The following is a 14226-nucleotide window of genomic DNA, read 5'->3' as shown; positions in this document are numbered from 1 at the left end:
GCCCATGTCCTCATCCGAGTCATCACAGCTGTTCCATCGGCTTGGACGCGTACGCCGGCGCCGTGGATTCCGTCCCCAGCGCCTCGAGCAGCAGGAACAACTTGCCCATGCCGGCGTAGAGCGCGTTGCCCGTCAGCGGCCGGCTCCCGCGCGCAGGACGGCCGCTCAACTGGTTGAGCAGCAGGCGCGTGCGGTCGGCCCATTCGCCCTCGGCACGCAGCAGGCGCCACACGGTCGTGGTCATCTGGCCGGCGATGAGCACCCGCTTCATCATGTGCGGGTCACCCAGCTCGCCCAGGCCGCCGACGAGCTGGACGCCCTGGCGGATGAGGCGGAAGCTGGGTTCGTTCTCGATGGCCCACGCCTGCCACTGCGACAACTGCAGGCCGCTCACGTCGCTGCCGATGTTCGACAGCGCATAGCTCTGCTGCAGCAGCTTGCCGCTGCGGGCGTCGACGATGCGGGTGACCACGCAGCGCAGCGTGGGCATGTCGGCGCGCGTGAGGCCCGACGCCGCCGCTGCGGCGTTGAAGCGCAACAGCACGTCGCACTCGGCCACGGACTGCAGCGCCGGACGGCCGGCGAACTGCGCCGGGCGGGGCTCGGAGAAGGAATGGTCGAGCCGCGCGAGGGTGCGGCCGGCACCCGAGGCGGTGTCGGTCACGGCGGTGGAAGCCACCGCACGTGCCACCCAGCGCTGGCCCTGCGCCTGCCACTGCAGCATCGTCTCGGCGGTGGGCAGCTTGGTCAGCACATGCACCATCGCCTTGCCAAAGTCCTGCTGACGCAGCCATTGCACCTGGCGCAGGCCGGGCCGGCGAATGGCGTCGGCACCGGCGGTCGACAGCCAGCCGTTGGGCGCGGCCAGCGGCTGGCCGGTGCGGTCGGACAGCAGCAGGCTGGTGTGGCATTCGTAGGCATCGTCGCCTTCGGAGCGCAGGCCGACCTGGCTGCTCAGCGCCAGCACGTGGGTCTGACAGCCGGCGGCGACTTCGCTGCGGGCGTGCGCCAGCAGGTCGTCCATCACAAGGCGCTGGATGGCGGACTCGTCGCCGGCCTGGCGCCACAGGCCGCGAGCCCGTTCGAAGCCGATCTGCGCGCCGGCCAGCGCACCGGCGGCGGTCGCGAGCTCCTGCGCATCGTGCGCCATGGCGCGGATGAGGTTGTGGTACTGCGAGCGCAGGCGGTCGGCCTCGGCCTGGGCCTGCATCGTCTGCGCCGACGGCGCACCCGATTCCTCGTTGCCTTCGATCTCCGGCGGCACGAACAGCGGGCTGTGGCGGCGCGGCTGGAAAACGCTGTCGATGAGCTGCGCGCGGTCGGCCGGCATCAGGTTCTCCGGCACCTTCTGGCCGCAGGAGATGTAGTGCACCGGCAGGCGGTGGCGAATGACGGTGTCGATCAGCGCGCCGGGGTGGGTGGCTTCGTCGACCTTGGTGAAGATGCAGCCGGCCAGCTCGCTGCCGCCGTTGCCGTTGCGGTAGGCGTGCACCACCTCGTTGAGCGTGTCGCCATGGCTGGTGGCGTTGAGCAGCAGCAGCCGTTTCACCGGCCGGTGGCTGGTGCAGAGCATCGCGATCTGGTCGGACACGGCGCGGTCGCGCTGGCTCATGCCGACGGTGTCGATCAGCACCAGGTGCTTGTCGCGCAGGTCCTGCAGCACCAGGTGGAGGTCGGCACTGTCCTTCACGCCGTACACCGGCACGTCGAGGATCTGGCCGTAGATGCGCAGCTGCTCGTAGGCGCCGATCCGGTAGCTGTCGGTGGTGACCAGCGCGACCTTGTCGGCGCCGAAGCGCATGACGCAGCGCGAGGCCAGCTTGGCGGTGGTCGTCGTCTTGCCGACGCCGGTCGGGCCCATCAGCGCGTACACGCCGCCCTGGCGGAACAGCGCGTCTTCGTCTTCATGCACGGGCACCGCGCGGATCAGCTCGCTGCGGGCGTAGGCCATGCCTTCGGCATAGCTGTTGCCGGCGGGCATCTTCTCGAGCATGGCGCGCGACAGACGCGCCGAGAAGCCGGCGCCGACCAGTGTGCGCAGCACGCGGCCACGCACCGGGTCGCGGCGCTGCTTGTCGTTCCAGACCACGCTGGCGAGCTGCTCTTCGAGCATGCCGCGCATCGAGTGCAGTTCGTTCAGCACCGACTCGTCGGCGGTCGGCGCCGCCACGGCCGGTGCGGCGACAAGCGCGGCGGCCTGCGCGACCTGCACCATCGGCGCGGCCGGTGCCGGCGCCATGCGCGGTGCGGCGGGCATGGCCGCCAGCGGCGTCGGCGCGAAGCTGATGCGCGGGGCAGCCGGTCTCGTCGGTTCCATCGATGCGATCGATGCCATCGGTGCCGAAGGCGCGGCCGCCGTCGCGATCACCGGCGCCGCCATGACAGGCGCGGGCACCGGGCTGGCCACCTGGGCGACGGCGGCGTTCACGTCGCCCTCCGCCATCGCGACGATCTCCACGCCATCGGCGGAGGCGCGGTTGGTCAGCACGATGGCCTCGGCGCCGAGCGCCTCGCGCACGAGTCGCAGGGCCTCGCGGCTGGTCGCGGCGACAAATTTCCGGGCAGTGGTACGCACGTCGTTGTTCATGGTCAAACTCTTCCTCCGAGGGTGGCGGTGATCTTGATGTTGCGGCTGTCAGGGATCTCCGAATGGGAGAGCACCTTGAGCTGGGGCAGGCTGCGCCGCAGGAAGCGGGCGAGCAGCACGCGCAGGCTGTGTTGCACCACGAGCACCGGGGCCAGCCCCATCTGCTCCTGGCGCGCGATGGCGGCCTGCGCCTGGCGCAGGAGGTTGTCGGCCAGACCGGGCTCGATGCCGCTGTTGCTGTTCATGGCCTGCTGCAGCACGCCGTCGAGCGAGCCGTCCAGGCCGATGACCTGCACTTCCGAATCGCCCGGGAAGAGCTGCTGCACGATCGCGCGGCCCAGGGCCAGGCGGACCAGCGAGGTGAGCTCGGTCGCGTCCTTCACGGTCGGCGCGTGCTCGGCCATCACGTCGAGGATGGTGCGCATGTCGCGGATCGAGACTTCCTCTTCCAGCAGGTTCTGCAGCACCTTGTGCAGCGTGCTGAGCGACAGCACCTTGGGCACGAGGTCTTCGGTGAGCTTCGGCTCGGTCTTGCTGATCTGGTCGAGCAGTTGCTGCACTTCCTGGCGGCCGAGCAGGTCGGCCGCGTGCGTCTGGATCAGGTGGTTCAGGTGCGTGGCCATCACGGTGCACGCATCGACCACCGTGTAGCCGAGGATCTGCGCCTGCTGGCGCAGGCTGCCGTCGATCCACACCGCGGGCAGACCGAAGGCCGGGTCCTGCGTGGGCGTGCCGGCCAGCGTGCCCGAGACCTGGCCCGGGTTGATGGCCATCCACTGGTTCGGGAAGGCTTCGCCGCGACCGATCTCCACGCCCTTGAGGCTCACCACATAGGTGTTGGGCTTGATCTCGAGGTTGTCGCGGATGTGCACCACCGGCACCAGGAAGCCGATGTCCTGCGCGATCTTCTTGCGAATGCTCTTGATGCGCCCGAGCAGCTCGCCCTTCTGCGACTGGTCGACGAGCGGGATCAGGCGGTAGCCGACTTCCATGCCGAGCGGGTCGACCAGCGCGACGTCGTCCCACGTGGCCTCGGCGGTTTCGGGGTTCTGGGTCTGCACGGCGGCCTGCTCGGCAGCCACCTGCTCGGGCGAGGGAAGGGCCGCCTTGCGCTGCAGGCCCTTGCGCCCCATCCACACCAGCCCGCCCGCGATCAGCAGGAAGGCGAGGTTCGGCATGCCCGGGATCATGCCCAGCAGGCCGACGATGCCGGCGGTGAGGAACATGACGTTCGGGTTCGAGAACAACTGTCCGGTCAGCTGGCTGCCGACGTCTTCGTCGGTCGCCACACGCGAGACGATCACGCCGGCCGCGGTCGAGATGATCAGTGCCGGGATCTGCGCCACCAGGCCGTCGCCGATGGCCAGCAAGGTGTAGGTGGTCGAGGCCGTCTGAAAGTCCAGGCCGTGCTGCAGCATGCCGACGATCAGGCCGCCGATGATGTTGATGATCATGATCAGCAGGCCGGCGATGGCGTCGCCGCGCACGAACTTGCTGGCACCGTCCATCGAGCCGTAGAAATCGGCTTCCTGCGCCACTTCGGCGCGGCGCTTGCGCGCCACGTCTTCGCCGATCAGCCCGGCGTTGAGGTCGGCGTCGATCGCCATCTGCTTGCCGGGCATGGCGTCCAGCGCGAAACGTGCGCCGACTTCCGCGATGCGGCCGGCGCCCTTGGTGATCACCATGAAGTTGATCAGCACCAGGATGATGAAGACCATCACGCCGACGGCGAAGTTGCCGCCCACCAGGAAGTGGCCGAAGGCCTCGATCACCTTGCCGGCCGCCGCGGGGCCGGTGTGCCCTTCGAGCAGCACGACGCGCGTGGACGCCACGTTGAGCGACAGGCGCAGCAGCGTCGAAAACAGCAGCACGGCCGGGAAGGCGGCGAAGTCGAGCGCCTTCATGGTGTACATGCTCACCAGCAGCACCATGATCGAGACCGCGATGTTGAAGGTGAACAGCAGGTCCAGCAGGAACGGCGGCAGCGGCAGCACCATCATGCTCAGGATCAGCATGATCAGCACCGGGCCGATCAAGCCCTTGAACTGTTTGCCATCGAGCATGCCCTTGGGCATGCGCATCAGTCCGGCGAGTGAATTCATGCGGCGCTCACGTTGTATTGAAGCTCGGAAGGAACGGGCAGGTCGCTGGGCGTGCGCGGTGCGTCACCGCCCTCGTCCTTCCAGCGCTTGAGCTGGTAGACCCAGGCGAGCACTTCGGCGACCGCCGTGTACAGGCCGGCCGGGATCTCGTCACCCAGGCGGGTGTGCTTGAAAAGCGCGCGGGTGAGTGGCGGTGCCTCGAGCACGGCCACGTTGTGTTCCTTGGCGAGCTCGCGGATGCGCTGCGCCACCAGATCGCTGCCCTTGGCCACCACGATCGGTGCCCGCATGTCGCCGTCGCGGTACTTGAGCGCCACGGCGAAGTGCGTGGGGTTGGTGACGACGATGTCGGCCTTGGGCACTTCGGACATCATCCGGCGCTTGGCGGCCTGCTGCTGCATGCGGCGGATGTTCGCCTTCACATGCGGGTCGCCTTCGCTTTCCTTGTGCTCCTGGCGCACGTCCTCGCGCGACATGCGCAGCTTCTTGGCATGGCTCCAGAGCTGGTAGGGCACGTCGATCATCGCCACGATGACCAGCGTGGCCGCGATCACGGCGCAGTCCACCACGACCATGCGGATGGCGTGCGGCAGTGCGCGATGCGCCGGCTCGCCCATCAATGACACCATGTCGCCGATGTGGCCCGAGATGACCCACCAGGCCACGATGCCCACAAGCAGCGACTTCGCCACGGCCTTGATCAGTTCCGCCAGGGACTGGGCCGAAAACATGCGGCCGATGCCGGCCAGGGGATCGAGCTTGCTGAACTTCGGGCCGATGGCCTTGGTCGAGAACATCCAGCCGCCCAGCATGAGCGGGCCCACCAGGGCCGCCAGCATCATCATGCCGAGGAAGGGGGCGATGGCCATCAGCGCCTCCAGCACCATCGAGCCGGCCTGGTTGAGCATGTGCGCCGGGTCGAAGGCGCTGTGGCGGTCGAACTGCAGGCCGTGCTGCAGGGCGCCGCCGAAGGTGGTGCCCAGCGAGCCGGACGTGAGCCAGATGCCGGCGATGCCAGCGCCCAGGATCACCAGGGTCACCAGTTCGCGGGAGCGGGCGACATCGCCGTCCTCACGCGCCTTCTCCAGGCGCCGCGGGGAGGCGGCTTCTGTCTTCTCGAGATCGCTTTCCTCAGACATTCTTGCTCCGGATCGGCATGCGCGAATCGCGCTTTGCACCTGACTGAATTATTGAATTCAGTCGTCCGAAACAATCGGTCGATCAAGCCCCCGAACCCCCCGCTTCTCGCACAATGAGCCGTCCGGAAAGCGGGACGGCGACCCCTTTCTCCGCCTAGAAACCCAGGCTCGCCAGCAGGTCGTCGACCTGCGACTGGTCGCTGACCGCGTCCGCGCTTGCCACGACCTGCGGACCGTTCTGCAGGCTCTGCGTGGACGGCTCGGCCGGCCGGCGGTCTGCCGGCACGTTGTCGATCAACACCTGGAGCAGCTGCGTCTCCATTTCGTTGACGACTTCCATCATCTTCTTGATCACCTGCCCGGTCAGATCCTGGAAGTCCTGGGCCATCAGGATCTCCATGAGCTGCGAGTTGATCGCGCTGGCCTTCTCGGGCACGACGCCGAGGTAGCTCCGTGTGTCCTCGACCAGACCGCGGGCCTGGTCGAGCTCGATCGGGTTGGCGAACCAGGCGTCCCAGCGTGCGGTCAGGCCCTTGGCCGAGCGGGCCAGGTCTTCCTGCAAGGGCTGCGCCGCGTCGACCGCGTTGAGCGCCCGGTGGGCCGCGCGCTCGGTCATGTCGACGACGTACTTGAGCCGGTCGCGCGCATCGGGAATGGCCTGCGCCGCCTTCTCCACCTGCTTGTCGAGGCCCAGCTCGCGCATGCCCTCGCGCAGCTGACGGGTGAGGTGGCCGATGCGACCGAGCAGTTCTTCGGCCGTGTTGTGATGGTCTGCTGTATCCAGCGCTTGGGTGGACATGGTCAGGCCTCTTTGGCGAGCTTCTCGAAGATCTTGGTGAGCTTGTCTTCCAGCGTTGCCGCCGTGAAGGGCTTCACCACGTAACCGTTCGCGCCGGCCTGGGCCGCCGCGACGATATTCTCCTTCTTGGCCTCGGCCGTCACCATCAGCACCGGCAGCTTGCACAGCGCGGGATCGGCGCGGATGGTCTGCAGCATCGTGAGACCGTCCATGTTGGGCATGTTCCAGTCGGACACGACGAAGCCGAAGCCGCCGCCCTTGAGCTTCTCGAGGCCGGCGGCGCCGTCTTCGGCTTCGTCGACGTTGAGAAACTCCAGCTCTTTCAGCAGGTTGCGCACGATGCGCCGCATGGTCGGGAAGTCATCCACGACCAGGATCTTGATGCTCTTGTCAATCACGATATTTCACTCCACAAAGTCGTTCATCAAACACGGTTGGTCCGCTCGCCGAAGGTGCGCAAATGGTTCAGCACACGTCGGCACATTTCTCCCAGGGGCGCCACTTCGTCGGCAGCGCCGATCGCGATCGCCTCGCGCGGCATGCCGAAGACCACACAGCTCGCCTCGTCCTGCGCCAGGGTGTGGGCACCGGCCTTGTGCATGCGCAGCAGGCCTTCGGCCCCGTCCTTGCCCATGCCCGTGAGGATCATTCCGATGGCGTTCTTGCCGGCATGCTTGGCGGCCGAGTCGAACAGCACGTCGATCGAGGGGCGGTGTCGGTTCACCGGCGGCTCCTGGTCCAGGTGCGCCACGTAATTGGCGCCGCTGCGGGCGAGCGACAGATGAAAGCCGCCCGGGGCGATGTAGGCGTAGCCGGGCAACACACGCTCGCCGTGCTCGGCCTCCTTCACGTGGATGCGGCAGAGCGAGTCGAGCCGCTGCGCGAAGGACTTCGTGAAGCCGGCCGGCATGTGCTGCGCGATGAGCACCGCCGGCGAGTCGGGCGGCAGCGGCTGCAGCACTTCGCGGATGGCCTCGGTGCCCCCGGTGGAAGCGCCGATGATGATCAGCTTCTCGGTGCTCAGCAGCGGGCTGCGCAGCAGCGATTCCTGCGGCGCGTCGGCCGGGCGCGCCGCGCTCGGCCGGGCCGCGGCCACGCGCGCACTCGCCGCGACGCGGATCTTCCCGGCGATCAGTTCGGTGTAGTTGAGCAGGCCGTCGCGCACGCCCAGCCGGGGCTTGGTGACGAAATCGATCGCGCCCAGTTCGAGCGCGCGCAGTGCGATCTCCGAGCCGCGCTCGGTCAGCGACGAGACCATCACCACCGGCATCGGCCGCAGACGCATCAGCTTCTCGAGAAACTCGAGCCCGTCCATGCGCGGCATCTCGACATCGAGCGTGAGCACGTCGGGGTGGGTCACCTTGATGAGGTCGCGTGCCACCAGCGGGTCGGCCGCCGTGCCGACCACGGTCATGTCGGGCTGGCTGTTGATGATCTCGGTCATGACGCTGCGTATCAGCGCCGAGTCGTCGACACACAGGACCTTGATCTTGTTCGTGCTCACAGTCTTCCTTTGTTCCTGGCCATGGCCGCGGTCACCGGGGTCGGGGTCGTGGTCATGGCCTTGTCGATGCCCCACGCGCGCGGCGGCACGATCTGCCGCAGCAAGTCGACCTCCTCGCGCTGGACCAGCTGCACATCCGTCTGTGCACGCAGCTTGCGCACGCTGGCCTTGCCCGTCGCGGGCACGAAACACACGCGGCGCGCGTGGGGGCCGCGCAGGTCCTGCGCCGCGACCACGATGCGCTGCTCGGCCAGGTAGCGCAGGACGAAGTCGGAGTTGCGGTCACCGATGTTCAGCGTCGTCATGTTGGCCAGCACCGCGCCGCCGCCGAAGACCTTGGCCTGGATGCGTTCGCGGCGCGCGCCCGCACGCATCATCTCGGCGATCAGCACGTCCATCGCATAGGTGCCGTAGCGCATCGACTCGCGCGCATCGCGTGCGGTGCGGTCGCTGTCCTCGGGCAGCATGAAGTGGTTCATGCCGGCGATGCCGGTGTCGACGTCGTGCAGGCAGGCCGCCACGCACGAGCCGAGCACCGTGCTCAGCACGGTGTTGGTGGTCGTGACGTAGTACTCCGCCGGCAACAACTTCACCGCCATCTGGTTCAGATCGCGGTCGAAGTAGTGGTGGCTGGCGAGCGCACTCGACGCCGATGGGCTCATGCTGGCACCGCAGTCTTCGTGCGCACCACCGAATACACCGTGTGGCCCAGCGGCTTGAAGCTCTGGTTGACCAGCGACGCATTCTCCGAATGCCCCGCGAACAGCAGCCCGCCCTGCTTGATCAGCGGCAGGAAGCGTTCGAGGATCTTGTTCTGCGTCGGCTTGTCGAAATAGATCATGACGTTGCGGCAGAAGATCGCATCGACAGGCTCCTTGACGGCCCACGACGTGTCGAGCAGGTTCAGCCGCGAGAACTTCACGAGCTGCGCCACCTCGGGCTTGATACGCACGCGCCCGGCGTTGCCGCCGGTGCCCTTGTTGAAGAAGCGGCGCAGGCGCTCGGGCGACATGCGTTCGACCTGCTCGAGCGTGAACACCCCGGCGGCGGCCTTCTCGAGCACGGCCGTGTCGATGTCGGTGGCGATGATGCGCGCCGATGCGGCCTTCTGTTCGCCCAGCGCCTCAATCAGCGTGATCGCGAGCGAGTACGGCTCCTCGCCCGTGGACGCGGCGGCGCACCAGATCGTCACCGGCTCCTTCGCCTTGCGCACATGCTCGGCGAGCACCGGGAAATGGTGCGCCTCACGGAAGAAGGACGTGAGGTTCGTCGTCAGCGAATTGATGAAGGCCTGCCACTCGCTCTCGTCGTTGCCGGACTCCAGCATCGCGAGGTAGGCGGCGAACTCCGCGATGCCGAGCTCGCGCAGCCGACGCGAAAGACGGCTGTACACCATCTGCCGCTTCTGGTCGCCCAGCGAGATGCCCGCACGCCGATGGATCAGCGTGCGGACCTTGGCGAAATCGCTGTCGGTGAAGGTGAATTCGGTGCTCAAGGGTGCCTCTTGTGGTGGATTCAATGGTCTCAGCGATCGCCGGATTCGAGCGCCCGATCAGAGAGGTCAAAGCCGCGCATTTCATCCAGAGACGGGCTCACGCCACGTCCGATCCGGTCCCTACGTCTTGCGCCCAGGCCAGCGCCGCGAGATGCGCGCCGTTCACCTGCTCCTGGCTCAGGAAGAGTTCTTCCGACAGTTCGGCGGCGAGCGCACCGTCCGACTCGCAGCTCTCGGCCAGCGCCAGGAACGCGCCGTACACGCCGCTGCGACGCAGGATCGCGTCCTGCACCGGCATGGGCAGATGCACATGGCCGAGGATCTCTTCCATCGGCACGCCGAGCAGCTGGTCGATGAGCGACAGCATGCCCACCACGAAGAGGTTGTCTGCCTCGGCCGGCGGCAGCAGGCCCTGGCCGAGCAGCTCGACGAAGCGGCCGCGGATGACGGCCTTCTTCGTCATGTACGGGGTGCCGGCCGTGCTGTGGCTGCTGGCGAGCAGCATGGTCAGCCAGCGGAACATCGGCGTGTAGCCGAGCATCGACACTGCGTGCCGCAGCGAATGGACCTCGACGCCGCCGCCGATGGCCGGCGAGTTGATGTGACGCAGCAGGCGGTAGGTCAGTCGTGCGTCGAGCTTGAGCACGGCCTCGATTTCGCGCGTGTCCTCGTTGCGGTGGATCATGCGCATGAGCTGCACGATCAGCTGGGCGTCGGGCTGCAGCGCATCGACCAGTCGGCCCGGCGGCAGCAGCGGGAAGCCACCGTCGACGAAGGCCTTCATGTGGAAGTTCGCGCTGGCGTCGAGGTCGCCGAGGTCGTGCATGCGGGTGGCGATCCATTGCACCCGCAGCGGGTCGGGGCCGTCGTTCATCCGCGCCAGTGCCAGCGGGCTGACGGCGCCGACGTCCATGTGGGTGACGATGCGCCGCAGCTCCGGGTCTTCCGGGAACTCGGCCGCGCCGCACAGCATGAAGCCGAAGCCCTGCTCGCGCAGATACAGAAGCATCGGGCGGGCATCCGCATCCGACATGTCCTGCAGCGACATGCACAGCACCATGTGTTCTGCCGGCAGCTCCTGGAGCTCACTCGCGAAGAGCGACTCGATGGTCGCGTCCACGAACACCTCCATCTCGTCGAGCGCCCAGGCGAGGCCGCCGCCATTGAGGTACTGCGTGATCGTCTTCAGCAACTGCCTGAAGCCGGCCGTTCCGCCCTGCCCCAAAGCGGCGCCCACGGGGCGCCACGCCAGGCGATACCCGACGGTGCGCTTGCGGGTGTCGAGCAGCATGGCATGGACGACGTGGCCGGGCACCTCGTCCGGCGCTACCGCCCGTGCCGCCAGCTCGGGCATCGCGCGCACCACGGGCGCGGGCTGTTCCAGAGGCTGCGGCTCGGCCGCCTCCGTGTCCGGCTCGGAACGCCTGAAAAAATCGAAACGCATGGCAGTTCCCTGTGATCCCTGTGTGCTGTGACTGGCTGCGTGGTGGGCCCGGCTCAGGCCGTGGCCGACGTGCGCGCAGCGGTTGCCAGCGCCGAGTGGCTGGCGGCCTGTGCGCGCTGGATGCGGGGCATGGCGGCCACGTCGATGATGAAAGCCACGCTGCCGTCGCCCAGGATCGTCGCGGCCGAGATGCCTGGCACCTTGCGGTAGTTGGTCTCGAGGTTCTTCACCACCACCTGGTGCTGGCCCAGCAGCTCGTCGACCATCAGCGCGAAGCGCGAATCGTCGGCCTGCACGATCACCAGGATGCCCTGGGTCGGCTTGGTCTGGGCGCCGGACACGTCGAACACGCGGTGCAGCTCGATCAGCGGCAGGTACTCGCCGCGCACCTTGATCACGTGGCCGTCGGCCGTGATCGAGTGCAGGTGCTCTTCGAGCGGCTGCAGCGATTCGATGACGTAGCTCAGCGGCAGGATGTAGGCCTCGCTGCCGACCTTGACGGACATGCCGTTCAAGATGGCCAGCGTCAGCGGCAGCACGATGCGGGTGGTGGTGCCCCGGCCGCCGCGCGACTGGATCTCCACATGGCCGCCCATCTCCTGGATGTTGCGCTTGACCACGTCCATGCCGACGCCGCGCCCGGAGATGTCGGTGATCTGCTCGGCGGTCGAGAAGCCCGGCGCAAAGATCAGCTGCCACACCTCGTCGTCCGTCATCGCCTCGCTCACCGGCATGCCCTGCTGCAGGGCCTTCGCCAGGATGCGTTCGCGGTTGAGGCCGGCGCCGTCGTCGCTCACCTCGATCACGATGTTGCCGCCGTGGTGCTGCGCCGACAGCAGCAGCTGGCCGGTCGCGTCCTTGCCGTTCTTCACCCGCACGTCGGGCGTCTCGATGCCGTGGTCGAGGCTGTTGCGCACCAGGTGCGTCAGCGGGTCGATGATGCGTTCGATCAGGCCCTTGTCCAGCTCGGTTTCCTTGCCGACGGTGTCCAGGCGAATCTGCTTGCCCAGCTTGGCGCTCACGTCGCGGATCACGCGCGGGAAGCGGCTGAAGACGTAGTCCATCGGCATCATGCGGATGGACATCACCGATTCCTGCAAGTCGCGTGCGTTGCGCTCCAGGTGGCCCAGGCCGCTGAGGAAGCGCTCGTAGGCCACCGGGTCGAGCATGGTCGCGGCCTGCGTGAGCATCGACTGCGTGATGACCAGTTCGCCCACCAGGTTGATCAGCTGGTCGACCTTCTCCACGTCGACGCGGATCGAACTCGACTCCTTCGTGGCGGCGCCACCGGCCGCAGCGGCCGCCGGCGCGGCCGATGCCGGCGCTGCAGCCACGGGGGCAGGCGCCGGTGCCACGGCCACAGCCACGGCCACCGGTTCAGCGGGCGCCGCCGCCACGGGCGCGTCGACCGGTGCCGGCTCGGCGCCGGGGCGGTCGATCGTGATCTGCGAATCGTCGATGACGAAGCAGCACACGGCGACGATCGCATCGGGGTCGCAGGTGGTCTCGAGCACCACGGTCAGGTCGGTGCCGCTGCGGGTCTTCGACAGCACCGTGCCGAGGTTCGTCAGCTCGCCGACCAGCAGCTCGCACTCGTCGTCGGGCAAGGCCGAGAAGCGGATGCGCAAGGCACCGTCGCCCACCGCCGCGGCGGCCGGTTCGACCGGTGCTGGCGCGGCAACCACCACCGCAGGTGCGGGAGCGGGTGCCGGTGCGGGCGCTGCTGCCGCTGCAGCCGAGGCGGCCGCGGCGTCGCTGTTCTCGCGGGCCAGTTGTTGAAGCACGCCACAGATGTGTGCGACGCGGTCGGCATCGGGTTCCCGATCGGCCTGATAGGCGGTGAGTTGGTCTTGCAAAGCGTCCTTCGTTTCCAGAAAGGCATCGATCATGGGACCGCTCAGGCGCAACTGCCCGTGTCGCGCCCGGTCCAGGAGGGTTTCAAGAAGATGGGTGGTTTCCGTCAGGCCCGTGAAGCCGAAGGTGGCAGCGCCACCCTTGATCGAGTGCGCCGCGCGGAAGATGGCATTCAGGTGTTCGCTGTCGGGTTGGTCGACATCCAGTTCGAGCAGCAACTGCTCCATCTGCGCGAGGAGTTCGATGGCTTCGACGAAGAATGCTTGCGTGAATTGACTGAGGTCCATTTTTTTCCCTTCGTCGCCGGCCCATGCCAACGACACCGAGGCTCGCTGTGGTCTATTTCGTTGGAGAGGCGGGTTGCAATGACACGGTCTTGACACCCTCCGGCAGCTGCGCAGGGGCGGCTGTCGGCGGAGTCTTCTTGAGGTTCAGCGGGTTCACGCTGCCGGCGTTCTCGCGCTCGATCTGCGTCTGCGTGCGGTGGTTCAGCAGGATGACGCTGATGCGGCGGTTGATCGGGTTGCGCGGGTCGGCCTTGTCCAGGTGCATCGTGTCGGCGACGCCGATCACACGCATCACCTTGCCGTCCGTGAGGCCGCCGGTCATGAGTTCACGACGGGAGGCATTGGCGCGGTCGGCCGACAGCTCCCAGTTGCCATAGGCCCGATCGCCGTTGGTGTAGTTGAAGGCATCGGTGTGCCCTGACAGCGTGATCTTGTTGGGCAGGTCGTTGAGCATCGGGCCGATCTCGCGCAAGACGGCCCGCATGTGCGGCACCACCTTGGCGCTGGCCAGGTCGAACATCGGGCTGCGTTCGTTGTCGACGATCTGCAGGCGCAGGCCTTCGTTGGTGATGTCGATCAGGATCTGCGAGCGGAACTGTTTGAAGACAGGGCTGCTCTCGAGCATCTTGTCCAGACGCTCCTTCATGTCGGCCAGGCGCTGGGCGTCGACCTCGTCCTCGCTCGCCGCCTCGGCGTTGTTGACCTCGCCCTTCACGCGCGTCGGGTCGTCACCGCCGCCGGGAATCACGCTGTCGCTGATGCCGCTGCGGTCACCGCCAGTCAGCGCCACCTTGAGCGGCATCTTGAAATGCTCGGCGATGCCTTCGCGCTGCTTGGGCGTCGCCACCGAGAGCAGCCACATCACCAGGAAGAAGGCGAACATGGCCGTCATGAAGTCGGCATAGGCGATCTTCCAGCCGCCACCATGGTGCCCCGCGGCCACATTGATGACCTTCTTGACGACGATGCGGCTTTCCTTGGCGGCGCTCATGATGAAACTCCGTGGCCTTTCCGG

11 protein-coding genes are annotated in these 14226 nt (G+C 67.5%); all 11 read right to left on the bottom strand.

The features are described 5' to 3' along the window. Positions 1 to 22 precede the first annotated feature (22 nt). Complete coding sequence (gene flhF / locus ACSFA0_RS08385; RefSeq protein ID WP_435449743.1) at positions 23 to 2587, bottom strand: flagellar biosynthesis GTPase FlhF; 2565 nt, start codon at positions 2585 to 2587, stop codon at positions 23 to 25. 2 nt (positions 2588 to 2589) lie between these two features. After that, complete coding sequence (gene flhA / locus ACSFA0_RS08380; RefSeq protein WP_435449742.1) at positions 2590 to 4689, bottom strand: flagellar biosynthesis protein FlhA; 2100 nt, start codon at positions 4687 to 4689, stop codon at positions 2590 to 2592. Next, entirely contained in the window at positions 4686 to 5828 is a 1143-nt protein-coding gene (gene flhB, locus ACSFA0_RS08375; protein WP_435449741.1) for a flagellar biosynthesis protein FlhB, read from the bottom strand. Before flhB ends, flhA begins: the two co-directional genes overlap by 4 nt. Positions 5829 to 5982: 154 nt before the next feature. Continuing rightward, positions 5983 to 6627 carry a protein phosphatase CheZ gene (gene cheZ / locus ACSFA0_RS08370; protein ID WP_435449740.1) on the bottom strand — a complete coding sequence of 215 codons (645 nt, stop codon included), beginning with the start codon at positions 6625 to 6627 and terminating at the stop codon, positions 5983 to 5985. A 2-nt stretch (positions 6628 to 6629) separates the two neighbouring features. Further along, positions 6630 to 7025 carry a chemotaxis response regulator CheY gene (gene cheY, locus ACSFA0_RS08365; RefSeq protein WP_262076485.1) on the bottom strand — a complete coding sequence of 132 codons (396 nt, stop codon included), beginning with the start codon at positions 7023 to 7025 and terminating at the stop codon, positions 6630 to 6632. Positions 7026 to 7051: 26 nt separating this feature from the next. Further along, positions 7052 to 8131 (bottom strand): protein-glutamate methylesterase/protein-glutamine glutaminase, encoded by a 1080-nt coding sequence (locus ACSFA0_RS08360; protein WP_435449739.1) that lies wholly within the window; start codon positions 8129 to 8131, stop codon positions 7052 to 7054. Further along, on the bottom strand, positions 8128 to 8793 hold the full coding sequence (gene cheD / locus ACSFA0_RS08355) for a chemoreceptor glutamine deamidase CheD (RefSeq protein WP_435449738.1): 666 nt from the start codon (positions 8791 to 8793) through the stop codon (positions 8128 to 8130). The genes ACSFA0_RS08360 and cheD overlap by 4 nt, the downstream gene beginning before the upstream one ends. Next, positions 8790 to 9626: a CheR family methyltransferase gene (locus tag ACSFA0_RS08350; RefSeq protein WP_435449737.1), complete on the bottom strand. Its 837-nt coding sequence runs from the start codon at positions 9624 to 9626 to the stop codon at positions 8790 to 8792. Before ACSFA0_RS08350 ends, cheD begins: the two co-directional genes overlap by 4 nt. Before the next feature lie 97 nt (positions 9627 to 9723). Further along, on the bottom strand, positions 9724 to 11070 hold the full coding sequence (locus tag ACSFA0_RS08345; RefSeq protein ID WP_435449736.1) for an EAL and HDOD domain-containing protein: 1347 nt from the start codon (positions 11068 to 11070) through the stop codon (positions 9724 to 9726). A gap of 53 nt (positions 11071 to 11123) precedes the next feature. Then, positions 11124 to 13211, bottom strand: a complete 2088-nt coding sequence (gene cheA / locus ACSFA0_RS08340) for a chemotaxis protein CheA (protein ID WP_435449735.1) — start codon at positions 13209 to 13211, stop codon at positions 11124 to 11126. 52 nt (positions 13212 to 13263) lie between these two features. Beyond that, entirely contained in the window at positions 13264 to 14202 is a 939-nt protein-coding gene (motB, locus tag ACSFA0_RS08335; protein ID WP_435449734.1) for a flagellar motor protein MotB, read from the bottom strand. Between the last annotated feature and the right edge of the window lie 24 nt (positions 14203 to 14226).

This window comes from Variovorax restrictus (assembly GCF_051216715.1).
Classification (GTDB): domain Bacteria; phylum Pseudomonadota; class Gammaproteobacteria; order Burkholderiales; family Burkholderiaceae_C; genus Variovorax.
Note: the sequence above shows the minus strand (reverse complement) of the source record. Positions and strands in the feature narration are given on the sequence as shown.

Coding starts and splice junctions, on each gene's coding strand:
- flhF (WP_435449743.1), bottom strand. CDS start 2,587: ATGAACAACGACGTGCGTACCACTGCCCGGAAATTTGTCGCCGCGACC.
- flhA (WP_435449742.1), bottom strand. CDS start 4,689: ATGAATTCACTCGCCGGACTGATGCGCATGCCCAAGGGCATGCTCGAT.
- flhB (WP_435449741.1), bottom strand. CDS start 5,828: ATGTCTGAGGAAAGCGATCTCGAGAAGACAGAAGCCGCCTCCCCGCGG.
- cheZ (WP_435449740.1), bottom strand. CDS start 6,627: ATGTCCACCCAAGCGCTGGATACAGCAGACCATCACAACACGGCCGAA.
- cheD (WP_435449738.1), bottom strand. CDS start 8,793: ATGAGCCCATCGGCGTCGAGTGCGCTCGCCAGCCACCACTACTTCGAC.
- ACSFA0_RS08345 (WP_435449736.1), bottom strand. CDS start 11,070: ATGCGTTTCGATTTTTTCAGGCGTTCCGAGCCGGACACGGAGGCGGCC.
- cheA (WP_435449735.1), bottom strand. CDS start 13,211: ATGGACCTCAGTCAATTCACGCAAGCATTCTTCGTCGAAGCCATCGAA.
- motB (WP_435449734.1), bottom strand. CDS start 14,202: ATGAGCGCCGCCAAGGAAAGCCGCATCGTCGTCAAGAAGGTCATCAAT.